The 20,075-nt window shown below is 61.8% G+C and carries 17 protein-coding genes; 8 read left to right on the top strand and 9 right to left on the bottom strand.

Annotated features, from left to right (window positions below; all coding sequences use genetic code 11):
- The first annotated feature begins 76 nt into the window (after nucleotides 1-76).
- The 6 genes from VIK36_RS09330 to VIK36_RS09305 all read left to right on the top strand — a co-directional run bounded on the left by VIK36_RS09330 (nucleotide 77) and on the right by VIK36_RS09305 (nucleotide 8,183).
- A complete protein-coding gene (locus VIK36_RS09330) occupies nucleotides 77-589 on the top strand; it encodes an SRPBCC family protein (RefSeq protein WP_255175260.1) in 513 nt (170 codons plus the stop codon).
- A 95-nt stretch (nucleotides 590-684) separates the two neighbouring features.
- Nucleotides 685-1,611, top strand: coding sequence for an oxygenase MpaB family protein (locus VIK36_RS09325; protein WP_324644907.1), 927 nt, complete (start codon nucleotides 685-687; stop codon nucleotides 1,609-1,611).
- The gene (locus VIK36_RS09320) at nucleotides 1,598-2,080 is read left to right on the top strand and encodes a hypothetical protein (RefSeq protein ID WP_324644905.1); all 483 of its coding nucleotides are present in this window, start codon (nucleotides 1,598-1,600) and stop codon (nucleotides 2,078-2,080) included. The genes VIK36_RS09325 and VIK36_RS09320 overlap by 14 nt, the downstream gene beginning before the upstream one ends.
- A complete protein-coding gene (locus tag VIK36_RS09315) occupies nucleotides 2,080-3,084 on the top strand; it encodes a hypothetical protein (RefSeq protein WP_324644903.1) in 1,005 nt (334 codons plus the stop codon). Before VIK36_RS09320 ends, VIK36_RS09315 begins: the two co-directional genes overlap by 1 nt.
- 607 nt (nucleotides 3,085-3,691) lie before the next feature.
- Nucleotides 3,692-7,240, top strand: coding sequence for a MobF family relaxase (mobF, locus tag VIK36_RS09310; RefSeq protein ID WP_324644902.1), 3,549 nt, complete (start codon nucleotides 3,692-3,694; stop codon nucleotides 7,238-7,240).
- Between the two features lie 658 nt (nucleotides 7,241-7,898).
- Nucleotides 7,899-8,183: a hypothetical protein gene (locus VIK36_RS09305; protein WP_324644901.1), complete on the top strand. Its 285-nt coding sequence runs from the start codon at nucleotides 7,899-7,901 to the stop codon at nucleotides 8,181-8,183.
- 120 nt (nucleotides 8,184-8,303) lie between these two features.
- Here the strand turns inward: VIK36_RS09305 and VIK36_RS09300 are convergent, their stop codons facing one another.
- From VIK36_RS09300 to VIK36_RS09265, 8 genes are all read right to left on the bottom strand, one after another.
- A complete protein-coding gene (locus VIK36_RS09300; protein WP_188571302.1) occupies nucleotides 8,304-8,795 on the bottom strand; it encodes a single-stranded DNA-binding protein in 492 nt (163 codons plus the stop codon).
- Between the two features lie 58 nt (nucleotides 8,796-8,853).
- The gene (locus VIK36_RS09295; RefSeq protein WP_324644900.1) at nucleotides 8,854-9,933 is read right to left on the bottom strand and encodes an ArdC-like ssDNA-binding domain-containing protein; all 1,080 of its coding nucleotides are present in this window, start codon (nucleotides 9,931-9,933) and stop codon (nucleotides 8,854-8,856) included.
- A gap of 153 nt (nucleotides 9,934-10,086) precedes the next feature.
- Nucleotides 10,087-10,599: a hypothetical protein gene (locus VIK36_RS09290; RefSeq protein WP_324644899.1), complete on the bottom strand. Its 513-nt coding sequence runs from the start codon at nucleotides 10,597-10,599 to the stop codon at nucleotides 10,087-10,089.
- Entirely contained in the window at nucleotides 10,592-12,397 is a 1,806-nt protein-coding gene (locus VIK36_RS09285; protein ID WP_324644897.1) for a type IV secretory system conjugative DNA transfer family protein, read from the bottom strand. Before VIK36_RS09285 ends, VIK36_RS09290 begins: the two co-directional genes overlap by 8 nt.
- Before the next feature lie 8 nt (nucleotides 12,398-12,405).
- Entirely contained in the window at nucleotides 12,406-13,620 is a 1,215-nt protein-coding gene (locus VIK36_RS09280; RefSeq protein ID WP_324644895.1) for an ATP-binding protein, read from the bottom strand.
- A 224-nt stretch (nucleotides 13,621-13,844) separates the two neighbouring features.
- Entirely contained in the window at nucleotides 13,845-15,344 is a 1,500-nt protein-coding gene (locus VIK36_RS09275) for an SCO6880 family protein (protein ID WP_324644893.1), read from the bottom strand.
- Nucleotides 15,337-16,632, bottom strand: coding sequence for a type IV secretion system protein (locus VIK36_RS09270; RefSeq protein WP_324644890.1), 1,296 nt, complete (start codon nucleotides 16,630-16,632; stop codon nucleotides 15,337-15,339). The genes VIK36_RS09275 and VIK36_RS09270 overlap by 8 nt, the downstream gene beginning before the upstream one ends.
- 63 nt (nucleotides 16,633-16,695) lie before the next feature.
- A complete protein-coding gene (locus tag VIK36_RS09265) occupies nucleotides 16,696-16,983 on the bottom strand; it encodes a hypothetical protein (RefSeq protein ID WP_109864358.1) in 288 nt (95 codons plus the stop codon).
- A gap of 484 nt (nucleotides 16,984-17,467) precedes the next feature.
- On the opposite strand from VIK36_RS09265, the gene VIK36_RS09260 reads away from it, so the two are divergent.
- Together VIK36_RS09260 and VIK36_RS09255 are read left to right on the top strand one after the other, a co-directional pair.
- Nucleotides 17,468-18,160 carry a hypothetical protein gene (locus VIK36_RS09260; RefSeq protein WP_324644886.1) on the top strand — a complete coding sequence of 231 codons (693 nt, stop codon included), beginning with the start codon at nucleotides 17,468-17,470 and terminating at the stop codon, nucleotides 18,158-18,160.
- Nucleotides 18,161-18,210: 50 nt separating this feature from the next.
- Nucleotides 18,211-18,573 (top strand): helix-turn-helix domain-containing protein, encoded by a 363-nt coding sequence (locus VIK36_RS09255; protein ID WP_324644884.1) that lies wholly within the window; start codon nucleotides 18,211-18,213, stop codon nucleotides 18,571-18,573.
- Between the two features lie 27 nt (nucleotides 18,574-18,600).
- On the opposite strand, the gene VIK36_RS09250 is transcribed toward VIK36_RS09255, so the two are convergent.
- A complete protein-coding gene (locus tag VIK36_RS09250) occupies nucleotides 18,601-19,974 on the bottom strand; it encodes a hypothetical protein (protein ID WP_324644882.1) in 1,374 nt (457 codons plus the stop codon).
- Nucleotides 19,975-20,075 lie beyond the last annotated feature (101 nt).

Below are 20,075 nucleotides of genomic sequence, written 5' to 3'. Positions count from 1 at the left end.
TCCCAACTGTCCCTGCGGATGAGCAAGATGAGCAAGATAGAACCTCAAATCATCACAGGAATGCCAAGATAACTGTATGAAGCCGCGCCTCTTCGATCTCCGTTCTACATGGCAGCTTCCCGCCTCGCCCGAGAAGGTGTGGGCGGTGATTGCAGACGTCGATATGAGTTGGCCCCAGTGGTGGCCGCATTGCACCTTCGCTGCGCCATTGGAGCGAACCGAAGCCGCCAGCGGAGCCCCGGAGGAAATCCTGAAGGCCACCACGGCCCACCTGAACTTCAAGGCGTTCCTGGGTTACACGCTCACCATCACCATCCACCCTACAAAGGTCTCCGCGCCTCGTGAGATAGAGTTCGACGCCGGCGGTCACTTGCAGGGCACGGGCCGAGTAACCCTTGTCCCCCAAGAACAGGGCAAGACGACCCGTATGGACATAGAGTGGCGCGTGCGGCCTACCCGGCGCTGGATGAACGTACTGACACCAATTGCCGCTCCGGCCTTCGTCGCAGCACATGCCCTGATGATGCGCCAGGGGGAAAAGGGCTTGCAGCGAGAACTGGCCAACAACCGCGCAAAGAAACCTGCGTAGACCCGTCTACATTCACCTAGCCAGCTGAGGACAACAGTTCTAGGATGTAAGCAAGTTAGCCGAGCTGGGGAGCCTTCGCAGCCCACAGTTCGAGCGTGCAAAAGCAGGTACTAAGAGCGGGGGCTACGGTGAACCTTCATCCCACCCTCGCGGCCAGCCTCCGTCGCCAGGAGAGCCCTTCCCCGAACGACTGGGAAGCCACCTTCCGCACGATGGTCCTTTACGACCTGGCAGCAGATATGGAGCTCGGCTTCTTCCTCTCGTACTACCGGAATTTTGCCATCCCAAGCATCGCAGCCACTCTCTACCGGAACGGCGAAATCCAAGAGCGTCCCATGAAGCGCTCCTACGACACTGCAATCGTCATCTACGAGCTCATCGCAAGCGGCCTCGACAGCGACCGTGGACAGAGCATGGTCGCCCTACTCAATCGCGCTCACCGCAACGTCCCCGGTAGCCCTGACGATTACCTCTACGTCCTCCTCACCCTGCTGGTTGTCCCGATCCGGTGGGTCCAGCACCATGCGTGGCGCCAGCCCACAGGAGCAGAGCTGGCCGCTGCATCGCGCTTCTTCGCTGAGCTGGGGGCCCGGATGAACATAAATGGAATGCCTGACACCTATGCCGAAGCGGAGCGCTTCTTCGACCAATACGAGGCAACCCATGTCTCTGCATCGATTGAAGGCCAAAAGCTGATGGACGCGACAGTTCAGGTCTTTCAGAGCCGTCTGCCGCTTCCTCTACGACCCTTCGCTGCAAGAATGATCAGTGTAATGCTCGCTGATGACCGACTCGTTGGCGCCCTCGGGCTCCCCCGCAGCGGCCGAGGCTCCCGAGCCACCCTGGGAATTATTCTGACAGTCCGCAACGGCCTCCGCAGGCGTCGGCATATGAACCGGAAGCCCCATTTCACGCCAGGCAAGGCCGGCTCGTCTTTGTACCCGGGCGGCTACTCTCTGGATCAAATCGGCCCCGTCAAGGTCCCTGACCCGTCAACCTTCCAAAGCAATGAACTATCGTGAAGCTCGAAAAGTAGCCCGCAAGGCCGAGAAAGGCTTTGGGTTGCCCAAGGCGCCAACGCTCCAGCTCATTCAGGACAAACTGGAACGGCAAAGAAGCCGCCCCATCATTGTCGATGAACTGCCTGGCCTATCCGGATCAGAACTCTGCGGCGTGTGGCTAATCTGCGCGGACCGGGACATCGTGTTGCATGCCCCCGTGAAGTCGGCCTGGCACCGGCAGCAGATCGTCCTTCATGAGTTCAGCCACATGATTCTCTGTCATGACCTCGAAGAAACTAGCGCAGACCTTGCCGCGACCTTCCTGCCTGACCTAAGCCAGGACGTACTCCGCGTGCTCGGACGCAGCAGCTACACAGACGGCGCAGAACTCATGGCTGAAGTCTTGGCCGACCAACTCGCTACTCGGATCATCAACAGCGACCTCGATGCCATGCCCGAGCCCTTGGCATTTCGACAAGTATTCGGCTGATGGAAGCGGTCCCTGCCGCCGCACTCTGGGTCCTGACCGTTCTCAGGCTTCCAACAGCGCTCGATGCTCACCGTGGCAGCGTCTTCCGCGCCACTATCCTCGCTGCGATCGCCTGTACCCTTTATGTCCCAGCGATCTACTACACCGTCGATCCATTACTTGGCGGACACAACCGCGTCGGGCTGGTTACCCTCTTGTCCTTGCTCCTGGGGTTCTGGCAGTTTCGCACGGCGATTCTGCTGGCAGCGGTTACAGATACAGAAGTACGACGGCGGCAGCTCGTCTTGGGCAGATTCGCTGCTGCCGCCGTGTGCACCACAGTGACGGCCGGGTTTCTCGCCAGCCGCGTGGATGGCACCGATCCCAACTTGCCGCTGACCTACGCTGACCAGCCCGGGATGGCAGTCTTCCTCTGGACAGGCTCCGCTTTCATCATGTGGGTCTGCCTTGACATAGCCCGGGTCTGCCGCAGCAACGTCCCGCACATGCACGCACCGGCCTTCCGGTCGGCTTTTTCCCTCATCGCAGGGGGATGCGTCCTCTTCGCACTTGTCCTGCTGGACCGGCTGATCTACGGCGCTGTGATTGCAGCTGAAGGCGCCGACAGTCAAACAGCTGCCGCACTGACAGGCTTCTACTGGATCGGAGAGACGGCTGCTGTGCTCCTGGTCAGTCTTGGACTACTTCTCCCCCGCATGGCGGGACGCCTCCGGCAGGGCATCTTCGCGCTGCGGGCAAGGCTACTTCTCATGCAGATCAAGCCAATTTGGAATGACGTTACAAGTTGCCAGCGTGAGCTGGTCCTGCAGGACCACCGCCCCGCTTTGCTCGTGTTCTTCTCCCGCCACGCGGAAGCCCACCTTCACCGGCATCTAGTCGAAATCCTAGACTGTGAATTGGCGAGTCCCCTAGCCCGCGAGCGCCTCAACGAACACCACTTGTCGGTAGTCGAACGCGCCGAGCTCTTACTCGAGAGCCGCTCCACGCCCCACCTTCCTCGTTAGAATCCAGCCCTCACACCTCTGGCATCCAAGGCGCCAGCGTTAGATGCTGTCACGGCCAGTCATGTTGCCCCGCTGCGCTTCGCTGATGAATCAACGTGAACCAGAAGAATTGCGAAGAGTGCCGTACCACTTTCGAAGCGACGCGGAGGAGCCACCGGTTCTGCTCCCAACGTTGCGCGAACAGGCACCGGAGTCGTCGCCACCGAGCCACAATTCGACCTTCTACAGTGCCGGCAACAACTTTGAGCTCGCCGCACCTCAAAGCGCAGTTGCAGGCTACGAAGCGTCGCCTGGAGTCCGAGAGGATATCCTGCGAGCGCCAACGCCAAGTGGTTCAGTCCAAGCTCCGCTCTCAAGCCGCAGAGATCGACCGGTTCGAAGCCGAGAGTTCGGAACAGCGGCTGAGCATCAACCTCCTCCAGTCGGAGGTCGCACGCCTTAAACGAGCTCAACGGACTAATGTGCAGGACCTGGCGCACACCGCGGCCTTGCTTGTCTCAATCTCCCGTGCCAAGGGAGTGGCTCTTGACGTCCGAACCTTGGACATCCTCCGCCGGCGGGGTTGGGATCCAAGCAAACAGCAGGCAGGGGCGCCCCGACTGTGACCATGTCTATCGCACGTCTGTCTGCCCGGTCGGGTCTGCGCTACCTGTTCAAGACAACGATGATGGATGACTTTTCCGGTTCTCCCCCGGACCCCACCACGTACTACATGAAGGCGGGCACACCCCAGGGGCGTTGGATTGGCGGCGGACTAAACGGCATCAGTAAGACGCTGGGTGACGCCGTCACGGAAACCGACGCAAGAGCGGTATTTGACATGGCGGTGCATCCGCTGACCGGCACTCCCCTGGGCAGGCCGCACGCCCAATCTGCCGCTGTCGAGAACAAGGCCGGCCAATCAGCTCAACGGCATGCGGTCATTGGCTTCGACCTGACGTTCAGCGTGCCAAAGTCGGTGTCCGTACTCTGGGCGCTGAGCCCACACAGCAAGCAGCAGCAGATCCTGCGAACCCACCACGAAGCGGTCGAGGCGACCCTTGCGTGGCTGGAACAGAACGTCATCCACACAAGGGCCGGCCGTAACGGCGTCGCCCATATCGGGACCCAAGGAGCTGTTGCCGCCGCGTTCGACCATTGGGAGTCACGAACCGGGGATCCGCAGCTCCACACCCACCTTGTTATCGCCAACCGCACACAACGGGTCACCGACGGAGCCTGGGTTACCCTCGACTCGCGAGCTCTGTACAAAGCAGCCGTTGCGGCGAGCGAACACTACAACGGCCTGCTGTTCGACGCCCTCCAACGGGACCTTGGGTGCGACCCCGAGATCCGCGCTCCCCTCACCACAACGCACAACCCCAGCCAACAGCTCACCGGGATCGATGAAGAACTCATCCGCGAATTCTCCAATCGCTCCCGCCTCATCGACTTGGAAACTGATCGTCTTGTGGCAGCGTGGACCAAGGATCACTGCCAGACTCCCTCGGCTACGACTACCATCAAACTCCGCCAGCAGGCAACCCTTTCCACTCGCGCCCCGAAGCCCGAGAGTCCCACACCACTGCACCAGCTCTCTGAGCAATGGCAGGCTCGAGCAATTGCCAAAGGTTTTCAGCCATCTGACGTCCTCGCCCACACCATCAACCGCTCCCGCGTCGCCCCTTTTACCTTCCTGGACTTCACTCCCGACTGGACCTCCGCTGTCGCGACCATCGCCAGGGAACGGGTTGCCGGAAAACGCTCAACCTGGAACCGCTGGAACCTACTTGCAGAAGCGGAGAGAGTCTGCGCCCAAATCCGCTGCAGCACCTCATCAGACCGGGCCGCTTTGATAGATGCAGTCGCCACCGCTGCCGAACAACAATCAGTTCCCCTGAACGAGTACCGCTACTCCCTTCCACCGAACGCTGGCCCGGACCTGCAGCTCAACCAGCGGAGCGTTTTCGACTTCCATGGGTCACGCCTCTACACCGACGCTTCAACACTCGCTTGCGAGGACGCCATCATGACAGCAAGGAAGGACCACGGCGGACCGGCTGTCCGCCCATCAGTCGTCATGGACTCGCTGGACAGCGGCCGCCGTGTGCAAGTGCCGAGGCTACATGCCGATCAGCGCGCGGCAGTTGCGGACGTCGTCCTTAGCAGAAACCGGCTGGACGCCATCGTCGGCCCGGCGGGAACGGGAAAAACCACCACGTTGATTGCGGTGAAGGCAGTTTGGGAGGCAGAGCACGGAGCGGGCAGTGTCGTCGGGCTGGCCCCGGCTGCCGCGAGCGCGGAGGTGCTGGGCACGGAACTTCGCATGGTCACCGAGAACGTTACCAAGTGGCTGCACGAGTCGCTGGGACACGGGGCGGCCACACGGGCTGACCGCTTCTTCCACATTGAGGAACTCCTGAGTTCGTCCAAGTACAGCGACCGCCGGAGCACCGTATTCGCCCAGGAAGCTGCCCGACTAGCCGCAACCCAACAGCGCTGGTGCTTCCACCCGACTCAGCTCGTCATCGTTGACGAAGCGTCTATGGTGTCCACCTTTCAGCTTGCTGCACTTGTGCAACAAGCAATGGAAGCCGGCGCGAAAATTCTCCTGGTAGGAGACCCAGGCCAGTTGGACGCAATCGACGCCGGCGGCGTCCTCGGCTGGCTGGACCGCCAGGGACTCACCACCCGCCTCAGCACTATTTGGCGATTCCACGACGAGTGGGAGCGCGCCTCGTCCCTCAAGCTGCGGTCAGGAGACTACTCGGCGATCGAGGACTACGAGCAGCATCGGCGGATCCGCCACGGCTCTTACCTAAGCATGCTGGACGAGGCGTATCTTGCGTGGCGGGCCGACAGGCGCGCTGGTAAGTCGTCCATCCTGATTGCCGCAGACAACGAGACGGTCAGCATGCTCAACGAGCGGGCCCGAGCAGACCTGGTGGCCCAGGGCGTTGTGGATGCAGAGCTGGCAGCTCAACTCGCCGACGGCTTGCAGGCCGGTTCCGGTGACACCATCATCGCCCGCGGCAACAATCGCCGGCACATCGACAGCGAAGGCGAATTTGTCCGAAACGGGACGCTGTTCGACGTCAGAGCGGTCAACAGGCACGACGGGTCAGTTCTCGCAGTACGGCGGGAGACTGGGGCGAGCGTCGTACTCCCCCGGGCCTATCTTGAGACGTCCGTTGAGCTCGGCTACGCGACTACCGCTCACCGATCCCAAGGCCTTACGGTCGATACCGGGCACACAGTGGTCACCCCAGGACGGTTGACCCGCGAGCTGCTCTACGTGAGCATGACGCGCGGCCGGTCCGGGAACGCAGCATATGTCAGCGAGGGCGACGACTCAGAACACCAAGCCGTCGACCCCTCGCTGCAGCTGTCGTGGCGCAGCATTCTCGGTGAGATATTGGCCGCAGAGGGTGCCGAGCGGACTGCCCACGAGGTCCGCGAAGCAGAGAGCAGGAAGGCGGACAACCTTGAACGGCTGTATGCCGAGTACGAATACCTCGCGCAGATTGCCGCCGGTGAGGACCTCAGACGTTGTCTGGGAAAGCGTGCCCCGCTCGCAGTGCAAGAACTAAGCGCGTCACCGTCGTGGGGCGCTGCAGTTGCCGCCTGGCGAAAAGCTACAGCGGTCGGCCGTCACGGCGCAGAGCGCGTCATGGAGCGGACCGTGCAGGGCAGCCATTCAGTGCACGACCCGATGGCCCTCCTTAGCGCGTGGCTTCGTCGCTACACAAAAGGAACACCGACGACGGCGACAGACCCTTTGCGCGAATCGTTCCCGGTACTTGGACCCGGGTTGGCAGACATGATCGTCCAGGTCCGCGAACGCATCCGGCAAAGGATGGAATCCGTCACCTGGGCTGCCCTGACGCAGGGTGCTCCGTGGAAGGACGAGCTGACTGCCGCCGTGGGTGCGACAGAATTCTTGGGCGGGCTGATTCGCGATGTTGCCCTGTTCAGGGACAGATGGGGAATCTACGATTCTCACCTGCCATTGGGAGCTCCCCCGGCGAACTACGAATGGGAACAGCTGGGCCAGCGGGAAAGACTTCAGGAAGCAATTGAGAGCGCCGGCAGCTGTCAGCCCGCCCCTCAGCCCGAGATCAGCACATTTGATATGCGTCGATCGGGGCAGGTCGTCCTTACGAGTTCGGGCTGGTAGATCTAAGCTGATGTAGAGGCAAAACATTGGTCGTGAACCCAGCGGTGAAACCGAGAGTTGCGACAGCCGGGTTGGTACTGGCCAGCGCGGTTGTTCTATCCGCGGCTGCCCTCTCTCTGGTTCTCCTTCCCTCCGCCGGCGTTCCCTTCTCCGCAAAGTTAGTAGGCGGCGCCACGCTGTTCGCTGCTGCACTACTTACTGGATGGCAATGGTGGCGACGGACTACACAACGGCGCGCCTGGCTGGAACAGGCGACGGAACAGTGGAGATCCTTCAGCAACGCCAAAGCGCTCGGCGGCACAACAGCGGAGGTAACGCTGGTCAGCGTTGATGCAGTACAACCCACAGGCTCCTGGGTCACAATCCGGTGGAATCGCTTCAACCACACTCAGCGGGCCTGGCTGGAGTCGCTTCCGGAACCGATCTGGCCCGGATCGGTTCTGCTCATCTCCCCGGACCCATCCCAGGTTATGCCTGGCGCGCCATGGCCGGACACGTACTTCATTCAGGCGGTCGATTGTTTGGCCTGGGCTCCTGCCGAAGGGCGCGGGGCGGCTCCTGTAACGCCATCCGTTGTGAGGGCACGGAATACCTGAAGCTCCTGCCGCTGGTTTGGTCCCGAAACCCTTATTCGAATATACGTTCTATAGTTGTTTGCGTGATCAAGTCCGGCTCGCCAGAAGACCTCGAGCGCATGATGGCCCGGATGGACGCTGAGTCCACCCGTCCGATAGATGATCCGGCGCCTATTCGGGACTTCCCGAAGTACGCCCGGCCGTTAGTGTATGTCGGCGGAATCTATGGCAAGGCCGTTGGCTGGACTCACAAGTACGGTCTCGTCGAATGGCTGGATTCCTCCGGCAAGTACCACATGGGATGGGCCCGCTCTTCGAGCATTATGCGGGTGGAACCGGACGAATGGAAGGGCAGTTCGCGGCTATAGCAGGCACCGCGGCCCATCAGCGAGACAGCATGACAATGGCCTGGTCCTCGGCGGAAAGACCAGGCCATTGCCATGTCTCGCTAGGGGGCAAGCTCAGTAGGCCCTGCCAACGGGCCAGGGTCAGAGACTAACCTCATTCCGCGCCGGCTCGCCGAAAGGGGATACCGACACCGGCCCCTTGGTTGCGATGTTGTACGTCGGCTCCGGCGCCGCTTGCAGGCCTGCCTCTGTTGAAGCGCCAGGCCCAGCGGCACGCGCAGAACGTTGGTATGCAGCGGTACCGAAGCGAAGGTCCGGGCCAATGGTCTCGGCTACGATCCGACGAGCCTCACGCCGCTCCCCATCCTTTTCAAAGGAACGGAATTCCAGCTCACCCGAAACGGTGACGGGGTCGCCCTTCTTCAGTGAATTGGAGGCATTCTCGGCGAGCGCCCGGAACGCGGAGACGTTATGAAAAACAGGCTCACCGTCATGCCAGGATCCATCTGGCCCCTGTACCCGCTGGTTCACCGCAACGCGGAGCTTGGCGTGAGCCACCCCCGACTCACCATAGGTCAGATCCGGATCTGCCACGAGGTTGCCGGCGATGTTAATCGGTATCTTGGTGCTCATATCTTGCGTCCTTTCTTCGCGGACGGGACTTTCCCATCCCACGCTTCAATGGCCGGCCTTACGGGCCAGAAATCTCCAAGCCACGCGAAGGCCCCGTTGCAGGCGTAACGCCGGCATAAGTTTCCTGGCCTTCAACTTGCAGGGAGGCTTCTGCAGCCGGAACCTTCCCGCCCAGTCCTGGCGGATCGGTCACTTCGAGAATTTCCTTGCTTGCGGCCGTCACCCGGCCAAGCACTGATTTGGCAATATCCACGCGTGAGGCCGGCTGCTTTCGGGGGGTATCTCCGGCGGCTGACTGCTCCGCTTCGATAACTGCATCAGCCCAGCCGGACAGATAGCTTGCTGATTGAGGCCCTCTATCAATTCCATGCGCCTTAAGCACCGTGTAGGCCACTGACTCCGCCTCGACTTCGGCCAGCCCTCGGTGGTCCACGCTGCTTCCATACAACTTGCCCACATTGTCGTTCGGGCCGTGCAGCAGAACGTGCCCGAGCTCGTGCGCAAGCACCGCTGCCCGTTCCTCCGAGTTCAGCCAGCCACCCACCTGCACCCGGTGCTGGGCAAAGTCCGTGAAGCCGCTTGTAAGCCCAAACTGTGAATCCGCGACATGCACTGAGAAGCCATGTGCGCGGGCAACTGCAGCCAGTGACTCCCACAGCCGCGGCACCTCGACCGAGGTGAGTGCAGCTGCTCGAGGAACCAGCAGCGGGGTACCCTCGGTCTGGGAGACGTCGAAGACCGCCTGGCCCCGCCAGCCTGTGATGAGCGTCTTCTTCCCCTCGTCAATGGCTCCCGTGGGAGCCTTGTCGCCAAAAGGGATGCGGTGACGCGTGCCGTCAGGCAAGAGCACCTGTTGAACGCGGGCCGTCCTTGGCGCAATCACCCACAAAGCATGCTCACCACGAAGAACAGTCCGCCCGTGCCGCTCCCATTCCTTGTAGCCAGCCACGAGCGTGGGCTCGTCGGTACCGCGCTGTGCCATCTGCATCATCAGCAGGGCAACATTTCCGCCGGAATAGCGCCACAGACTGGCGGAAGCGTCAAGGAGAACCTGCCAATGGGACGGCGACTCGACAGCCTTTTCAAGAATCGAGTGGAGCCCGTCCATCAATGCAGCGACGCGTTCCTCAGGCGCCATTCGCCGAGGCCCCAACGCGGAGTTCAGGCCAGTGGGGGGGCTTGACGGAACTTCGGGTGCAGCGGCCACGACAGCCACCCTTCTGCTTCTTGGACCGCAGCTAAGCTGCGCAGACACCGGTTCATGGTCACCGAATCATCCGAGCGACATGACTCAGAATTCGGGTACCAATTGGTGGGACGCCTTGCACCAGTCGAGGAAGGCCGGATCGTCGTTCGCAAGCATGCGCGGTGCGGGCTCCTTGTGCGCCTGCAGTCCGACGCATCCGGCCGCCCTGGTGTGGGCCCTCAGGCGTTCGACGGCGTGTGGGAGCCTTTCGTGAAAGGCGAGCGGCCCGAAGCCGGGATCGTCCGTCGTGTAGGAGGCCAACTCCGCGCGGTGTAGCGCGTACAACTCGGCCACGATCTCAGGGTGACGCCACCAGCAGTCCGGGACGACCGACGTCGTCAGTTGGTAGGTGGCCACGAGCCATCGCACCCACGCAAATAGCGATCGCCATGCCTCCTGTGATTGCTCGGTCGTCATCTCCCGCCAGCGGCGGGTCACAGACTTGGGCCCAGCCTGTCCGGCAAATGCCGACCTGAAAAGTTGTGCAGTAATCTCGTCGTCCCCAAAGGAACCTGAGGAGGGAACATCAAACTCATCGACGTTGTCACGGCTATTCATCAGGAGCCCCTTCGGTCTTCTGTTGACGCTGCTTGTGCCCGTCGGCCAACAGGCGCTCCATCTCAGCCTTCAGTCGGCGCAGTTCCCCGGCGTCCTTGCGCTTGTTCCATTCCAGGAGATCCAACAAAATGGGCCGCGTGCGCCGACCCAGCATGAGTGCGGTGCCAGCAGGGAGGCGTCGAATCTCGTCCAAGGCGATCACCGGACGGTCGCGAAGCTGTTCGCCGTCCTGCCGGCCCTGTGACGACCAGGAACGCGTGGTGAGCGTCAAGCTGCGCTCGCCGAGCAGACCGGCGAGCGATCGGAGGTCGTGTTCGTCAGATCCGCCGCCGAAAATCACCTTGATGATGGCGGAGTCCCATATTGTTGACGCTTCATCGATGGACCAGCCGGAACGGGCCTGGGAGAGGGATTGCAGGACGACCAGGGTGGAGATGCCGATGCCGCCGCCATCAGCCAGCGCCACGGGTAGGCCCGGCCAGGGAGCCAGGTTGGCGATCTCATCGAGTATTAGGGACAGCGGCGGCTCAAGCCTGCCGCCTGGCGAAACGAACGCCATTTCGCGTGCCGCGCTGTCAATGTCGTCGATCAGGGCGGAAAGATATGGACCGGCAGCAGCCGCGCCTGCGCGCGTGCCGATCAAATAGAGCGTGCCCCGTTCCCGAATGAACGCCTTCGGATCAAACTCCTCGGACTCATCCTGCGGGTTCAGTGCAGCCAAGACCTTCGGTGAAGACAGCGGGGCAACCGCTGCCGAGACACCGATCCAGGAGTTCGAGGTATTCCGCGGGTCGTCCTCCAGGATTCCCATCAGGTCTGACTGCCAACCAAGCGCCGCGCCAGGCCTGCCCAGCACTTCCAGCGCTTCCCGGGCAAGCACAGGGCTTGAGGACCAGCGTCGGAATGCAGCCACTCCCTCGCCGGACAGGGCAGCAGCATGGAGCAGGCATTGGAGGACGATCAGCGAGCGCTTCTGCCACGCAGCGTTTTCGCCCTTCATCTCCGTGTCCGCGGTAATGACGAGCGCTCGCCGGGTGGCAACGTCCGGGTCCTCACATCCCCGCACCGGTGACCAGCGGAGGGACGACGGCAAGCCTGACATGCCCTGGGGATCGAACACCGTCACCGGGCGCCCGTCAGAAGCCCTTGCCTTCATGGTCACTACAAGGTTGTCGGCCCGAGTAGACGTCGTTACGACGGCACCGGGCGCGTCGAGGATCGCATTGATGACCACGTAGAGGCCCTTGCCGGATCGGGGAGCACCTTGGATCACCATCGATTCTTCAGTGGAAACGTGGACCGTGACGCCGCGGGATCGGCCAAGGGTCCAGGACAGATCCTGCACGGAAGGCTTCACCAGTCCCGGGCGCGTGAACTTCCCCCGCTTCTGCACCGCCCTCGCCCCAAAGTCGTGGACGATTTCGGCACGACGGGCAACTCCGTCGCGGCTCAGGATGTCCTGCCGGAGCCACGCCCCGGATTGCTGCCACCGTCTCCACGCAACCAGCGCAGCCACGGCGAGCACTCCGACCAGCAGCAGAGCCGGACCCAGGATCCACCAGACGCTGTCCGTGCCGATTGCGCAGTCCCTGCGGCGGATGACTATCCAGTCCATCCTGTTGGCCAGAAGTCCGACGACGGCCGTCGGGTTAAAGGGCGACACCGGCACAGAACCACAGCGCCAAGAGGTCGCCACCTGCGCTGCGGCCTGCACCACGGCGCAGAGGCCTATGTAGGCCGCCGCTCCGACGAGGGCAGCGGTGACCAGCGGATTGTCACTTGCAGCGCGGGAACTCACTGGCCGTCTCACAGCATCCTGTCGTCTGTCCCGAAAACGGCCAGCTCGTCCGTTGTCACACGGTTGGCAACGATGAAGGACCGGTTCCCGACTTTCCAGAGACCTACGCCCTTCGGCAGGTTCTCAACGTGCTCGCACTCAGCTTCCGTGAGGCCCAAGGCTTCCTTTGTAAGTCGCATGGCATCATGCTTCTGGCGGTAAATGATCCTGGTATCTGCTTCGGTGAGGAGGCCCAGGGCTTTCTGCCGATGTCCGCTGGTACTGTCGCCGATCTCGTTGAGGTCAGCGACCTTGTGCATTATCAGCAGGTTGGCAATGCCGTATGTTCTGGCAAGGCGCCATTGCTCGCTCATTTTCGCCAACATGTAGGGATCGGCGAGCATCCGCCAACCTTCGTCGTACACGACAAGGCGCTTGCCGCCGTCGGGATTGGTGATTGCCGCCTCGAGCCAGGTGGCGCCGCAAGCGGCGGCTAGCGAAAGGGCCTGCTCTGACGCTCCGATGAGGGCGGAGGTATCCATCACCATCATTGGGGCATCCGCGTCGAAGGCTACGGTAGACGGAGCATCGAACATGCCCTCCAGATCACCGGACACCGTGCGCCGAAGGGAATGGCTGACGGCCGTTCCTCCCTCCGCGCCGACGAGAGCCACCATCTCCTTCGACGGTCGCAGTAGATGGTCAAGCACCATCGGCAGCGTGGGGTTGGAATTTTCCGCCATGGTTTCCATGAGGGCGATATCCAAGGCAGTGTGCTCGACGGGGCGGAGCGGCATACCTTGACGCATGAGGCTAACCAAGGCGACCAAGAGGTACCGGCGCCGCTGCCGAACAACAGCCTGCCACTGCGCCTCGGTAAGCGCGCTCGACCGTGGCCCGGCGTCCAGCGGATTCACTCTTGCGGGACGGCCTGGTCCAACGGAGATGACTTTGCCACCGACAGCTTTGGCGACGGCGACCCACTCACCCTTGGGATCCGAAGCCACTGCGGCTTTCCGTCCCAACGTTATGGACCGCGCAACAAGCGACTTGCCGCACATCGATTTGCCCGTGCCGACTGTTCCGATAACCACGATGGACGGCCCGCTTATGATGCCTTTGTCGTAAAGGATCCAGGGATCGTAGGAAAAGGCTCCCGACCCGAAGACGTCGGTTCCGATGTAGGTGCCTTCGTGCCCCAGCCCGGACTCTGTTAGAAATGGGTAGGCGGCCGCGAAGGTCATGGTCGAGGCGCGGTGCGGCGCCGGACGCAACCGGTGTGGGCCCCGGAGCGAGTTCGGCTCCTTGCTCCCCCAATCTCCCGTGAAGCGAAGCTTCTGAAGTCCCGGCTGTTCATCCTCCGACGGAGCACTCGCCCGCTTTGACGCCCAAGGTGCGGACCGCCGTCGTGCTTTCTGATCCCCCCGACTTACCCCCGACGGAAGGTACTCGAAGCTGCCATTCGTCTTCATCGCAGTCCCCTTCCCAGTGGCAGGCCGCTGGCAACAAAGGCCGCCCATTGCTGTCCGTAGAGAAGCCGCAGCTCAACGAAAGCGCCCGCCGCTGCGGACTCAAGCTCCTGGCGGTGCCGTGCCAAGTCCTCCAATGAAGTCGCTGTGACCGTCATATAGGCGGCCGGGCGGACGTCACCGTGGCCGGCGACAATCTCTTCCTCCCGTTGTGTCACTTCTTCCTCCTCGGCCCTTTGCTCACGGGTGAGCGGTCTGTCGAAGCGTGCATTGATGCGGCGACGGGTCTCGTGGGCTTCCTGGGCTGAGCGGATGTCACGAAGCGCTTCAAAAGTAGGTACCGCCCGAATAACCTCGGTAAAGGTGTGGCGGAATTCGCCCACATAGATCAGGGGGTGAAGGAAGCCCGGAAAGACTTTTTGCCGCGGCCATTCAGCAATCCAGAAGGTCTGATGGAAGCCGGAATCCGTCCGCAAGTACGTCCAGTGCTCCTCCACGCCCATCGGGCCCTGCCTGGGGAGGTCATCCGTAGACTCTGCTGCTGGTGCGTTGGAAGGCGGAGCTGTCGCGGCCGTCGCTTTGCCGGAGGGCAGAAGGGCAGGATCGAAAGCGCCGCGAATGATGGCAAGCAGCCCCGGCTCGCCGAACCATTCCTCGACCTTTACGTTGTGGGTGCCCAGCGACGTTCGTATCGCCTCGACTTCGAGCCGCAGGACGTGTTCAAGGCCGGTGACGCCCCCGCCCGACTCCCTGATCCGCCGTCGCGCCTTGCTCGTGTCCAGGACAACCGAGACAAGCAGCTCATGGCTCATAGCTGAGCCCGCGGCGCCCAGTAAGTCCTCGTACGCGCGGCGTCCCCAAGCAGCATCTTCCTTGCAGTCTCGCACCGGCAGGGCATTCTCCCTGTAGAAGTCCCAGAGGGACGATGACGGGTAAGGCACGGTGTAGTCCTGGATGGCGATGCGGGCAACGCTGTGCCGTTGGGCCATGCCGGCCTGAACACGTGACCAAGCCTGGACTGCCCACGCTTTATCGTCAGCATCCAGGAGAGCGAACGAACGCGTACTGCACCGCAGCACCGCGATTGCCTCCTTGCCGTGTCCATCGACCAGGAAGCATTCGCCACGGGCGGTAGTTCGAATCTCCAGATTGCCCAACCCACCGGGAAGGGCAAGTCGGCCTGCAAGGCGTGGAGCTTCGGGCTTCGCGAGGAATCGCGTCTGGCCAGCAGCTGCGCGGTAGAAGAACAGCACGATCTGTTGTGCCCAGACTGGATATGGGACACGGGAGTACTGCAGGATACCGAGCAGAACGAGCGTGAGCCACATAGGCCCAGTGGTGAATAATCCGACTGGACCGTGGCTCGCGGAGGCAACGATGGCGACGACAACGCCCCCTGCCACAATGAGCAACTGGTACCACTTGAGCCCAAGGAAAACCCCGCGGCGCTCGTACCTTGGAAATTTCACGGCTTCCAGCGCGCGCCCGTCTTCAGACATGAGGGGTGCCTCCCTTCGGAGGATCAATTCTTGGTGGCTGGGCTTTCGGAGGTTGCACCTTGGGTGGGCCGGGGGTGTTGGTGCTACGGGCTCGCGGTCCTAGTTCTGTAGGTGTGCTGTGCCGAGCGGCTGCTTGAGCTGGGCTACCCTGGCTGTGGGGACTTTCACGCAATGATCCGAGCGACGTCGGATTTGGCGGGACGTTTGGTGGTCCCGTGTTCAAGGCTCGCTGCCCGCTGTCAGTACCCTGTGCAGTCAGTCCGGCAGGCACAGGAGGAGCTGACACCTGAGTCGGGAAGACGTTTCGGCTTGAACTGATCGGCCGCGTCATAGCGGAACGACTCACCATGTTCGCGAGCGTCAGGCGGCCGCCTGCCTGCCGGCTAATCTGTCTGGCCGCAACACTGGTGCTTCGCGACAGGACGTGGCCACCGCCCGCCGTTTGGGCAGCTGCAGCGAGTTCCCCTCCGGCGAAGCTCACCAAGCGCAAGGCCATGAGTGGTGCACCGCAGGCGAGGGCCATGCCCACCGTTCCAGCAGCCAATCCCGCAAAGGACTTGGAGTCGGCAAAGAGCTTAACCGCAACGGCCAAGACTGTTCCCGCCAATGGCTTGGCAAGAACTAGGGCAACGACAACCTCGCACCAGCGTCGCGCCCATGCCTGTGTCTTGTCCCAGGGCATCAGCATGAGAGCAACCGGCGCAACTGCGGCCAGGACGACAAGTGCAAAGGAGCGGAAGATCATCGAGCACATCAGGATGAAGGCAAGAATCCACACGACAATTACCGCCATCGCTGTGACGACAACGGCTCCGACCGGGCCGCCCGTCGTCCCAGGTGCCAGCGATACCAAGTTCCATTCCCGGCCCGATCCTTTCGGTGCCCGTTCGAATCCGAAGAGCCTCATGAAAACCAAGTAGGGATCAGAACCTATGGATTGGAGCAGAGCGGCGGAGGCTGAGTCGCTTACCCTGGTGACCTGCCGGACGAGATAGACGGCGGCACCGATCATTGGAACGGCAGCAGCCCCACCGACCATCGCGCGCCCGATTCTCCTCGGCTGCTGGCTTATCAAGCCGGACAGGATCTGCAGGATCATCACCACCACGAGCGGTGTCATCATGACAATTACCCACCAGCTTGTGAGCCCTTGAATCGATACCCATTGGGAGTCGTCGACGTTTGACACTTGGAAGGCGCCGGTGATGAATGCCCAAAGCCAGGACGCCATATTTTCGAGGATATTCGCGAAGAGCGAGGTGACGGCGCCAATGGCGTTGTCGTTCATTTGGGACACAACTCCACAGCCCGGCGGCCACCATCCATTGAGGTCGCATTTCACGGGCAACGCCTAGAACCCGAGCGGAAAGGCTGTCTGCGACCAGAGGATGTAGCCGTTGATGCCGCCAAGGATGGCAGCCACGGGGCCTGTCCAGAGGAGGATCACGCCTCCGCTGGAAGCCAGGCGCGACGATTGGCTCAGCTTCCCGGCCAGCAGCAGGGCTGCGCCGATGATCGCCACGATGGCGATGATGATGAAAGCGCCGACCAGGATGCCGCCGCCAATTTGTTTGAGCGATTCAAGGAAGGGGAAACTCGCGTTCGGCGTGATTCCCGGGTCCACCGCTGCCAGAAACATGGGTGCTCCGTCCGTCGTATTCCATGGAGTGAGCAGATGAGCTCACACGTTCATGGGAGGTGAAGCATGGAACGACATGACCTGAACATCGAACACGCCTATCGGACACGACGACGACCAGACTTGCATTGACCCGACGGCCAGCCCTGTGCACAGAATGATGCAGCAAAGCAGTGGATCTGGTGGGCTCGCGTTGCTGTAAGACTCGGCTGTGGTGGCTGGCTATGTTTCGGTCGGAGACAGCCCGGCTCTCGCCCACTTTCAACCCACAAGTGGCCGGAGTGCCGTGACACGGCCAAAACCACCCCGCTCTGGCGCCGCAAACAACCCATATATGGGCCAAAAGTGGGCTTGGCAATGTCACCTCGCCCATGGGTGGCAGCAGGGGGTCCGTTTGTGGCCGGCTATAGGCCGCGGCCTATAGCCGCTGCATTCTTACAACGTCACATGGCGGTCGTCTGCTGCGCGACCCTATGCTTCCTCCATGGCGAAGAAACCGGCGAGAAGCCCACATCTGTTCAGAGTTTTCAAAAGCACCGATCGCCAGAGCCTTATCGTCAGGTATCCCTATCAGGATGACTCAGACCTTGAGTACGGGTACGCCGAGGCAGCGAAGAGACTCGCCGCTTCATTCCAGGGCCAACCGATCGATGACACGATTCTCCTGCCGTTCATGTATCTGTGGCGGCATGCGGTCGAACTTTCACTGAAACAGCAGATCAAGCTGGCAGCCAGGCTCCGGCGGGCGAACGGTGAGGAGGACGAGTCGCTCGATCCCGATAAGCTGCGAGGCTGGCTGAATCGAACGCACAGCATGAGGGAGCTGGCCACGTCGTTGGCCGCGCATTTCGCTGAACTCGACCTGCCTAAGATGCCGCAGGAAACGAACAGGACACTCTCCTGGCTTATCGATGCGGATCCGAACGGCCAGACCTTCCGTTACGCCGGCGGGCTCCCGGACACCCAGGACTTCATCGACTTTCCCGCACTCAACAAGTGCCTTGAGGACACATACAACATGGTTTCTGCCGGCATCGACGTGCTGTGGGCCTATAGCGAGGCGCAGCAGGATTTTCTCGCCGAGAGACGTGAGTTTGAAGCCGAGATGCGGGCCGATTTCGAAGCCGAGATGCGGGCGGAGTACGGGTCAGAATTTGGCGGCTATGCCGACTACTAGGCGGTCGGCCCGTGTCCTGGCGAATGCTCATCAACTAAACGGGGGCAGTGATGGAATCCGGATTCGACGCCGGGGACATGGAAATGACCACGAAAGAGGCTGCGGCCTACCTGAGCGGCCCGGTCGGGTCCGAGATCAGCGTGAAATTCCTCTACGGTCTTCGGTCACTAAGCCGCGGCCCGGTTGTTGAAAAGCGAGGGCGCCGTCTGATCTACAGGAAGTCCACCCTGGACGCCTTCCTCCTCGAAAACGGAACTGACCCCACAGCTTGGTATGCGGGCATGTGGCGGGAGGTGGCTGGCCAGCTGCGTGCCATAGTTGAAGCCACAGGAGATGAAGGGTTCAACCCGCTGATCTCGACCCTGGAGAAGCGCGACCCTCGGGATGACTGGGATCCAGACGACGCGAAATGACGGTTGGCTGCTTCCTTGATGCCTGTGCTAGTTCTTACAGCTCACATGGTTGATCTGCACTTGGTCGGGATTGAGTCCAGAGCGGGCTTCAATGTGCACCCGCTTAGGACTGTCTTTCGTCAGATTGCTCACCGTGCCGCTGGCGGTGCCTATGGTCTTTCCTTTCTGGAGCAGATCCACCATGGCTTCAGCCGACTTGCAGCCAGCATAAAGTGGCGTCCATAGCCATACTTCGGTGCACGCTGCCCCTGTAGTGCAGGTGTACTGGTCGTGCGCGACCCACTTTAGGTAAAAGGAACCGTTCTGAGCCCAGTCTCCTTGCCGTTCCAGCTCCTTGACGACAGCCGGGTCGGCGCCGGGTGCCACTGTCGCTGCAGCGTCGGAGGCTGAGGTTGACGACCCGGGCTGTGATACTCCGATGGCGAATATGCCGACACCAATGACCACCAATGCGGCGATGACGGCAATGAGACCGCCGTATCCTTCTTTTTTGCGTGGAGGGTTGTACGCCGTAGCGGGCTGCGTTGGCTGTCTTGTAGGAGACGGTGCCGGCGGCCGTAGTGGCGGGGCAACTGCTGCGGAGATGACGGCGTTGATCCTCTTGTGGGCGCGCACATCAAAGACCTCGCGCTTCTCCATAATCATCCGTGTGTGCTGAAGGGCTGCCTCCCACTGGTGGAGGCTCCCCTGCGATTCCTGGACCCAGGAGTTGGCGTCAGCCAGGAGCTTCGCGAAGATTCGTTCCTTGGCCTTTTCAACGGCTGTCCGCACGTGCTCCCGGGCATGCCCCAACGTGGTCAGCGGGTTCTCGTTCCTCGCGGCTGCGATTGTGCAGACGTGCCAAGCGATGGCGTCGGCAGCACCTTCACAGACTTCGTTGAGCCGCTTTTTGGATACTCCGGCAGGTGGTCCCAGATGCAGCTCCCCGCTGAGGTCCACAGGCGTCATGATCAGCTCCGGGTCCACCAGTAAATTCCAACCCTGCGGACGCGCCGGCCAGGAGGGGTCCGGTCTCCAGTCCGGGCCGGGCCTCCACCCCTCTGCCGGCCGCGGCCAGCCGGGCGGAGGATTGAAGACTTGGAGACGCTGCTGCGAGCCCGCAGCAGCAGGACGTGCCGTTGCCTGTGTTGACACGTCGTGAGCAGCGGTACTGGATGACCGGGCTGCCCTCTTGAACGCATCGATCTTGGAACGCGTCCGGAAGTACCTGACTGCGTTGATGATGGCGAAGATCGGGCCAAGGACAATCGCACCTTTGAAGGCCACGTATGAACCACCAGCCGAGGCCGCGTTGTAAGAGGCTAGGGTCACGAGGCCACCCACGACGGCAATGCCGACGTGGATCCATGCCCAGACCGCAAAACGCCGCGCGGCTCGCTCCAGCTCGGCAACATTGCCCAAATCCCCCACTTTTTACGTCCTTCTAAACAACGCGGCGTGATCCGCTTGCGCCAAGCGTAGTGGGCCACCGCCTTCCCCGTCATAGCGTCCCGAATATGTCG

The organism is Pseudarthrobacter sp. LT1, assembly GCF_035621795.1.
Taxonomy (GTDB): Bacteria; Actinomycetota; Actinomycetes; order Actinomycetales; family Micrococcaceae; genus Arthrobacter.
Note: the sequence above shows the minus strand (reverse complement) of the source record. Positions and strands in the feature narration are given on the sequence as shown.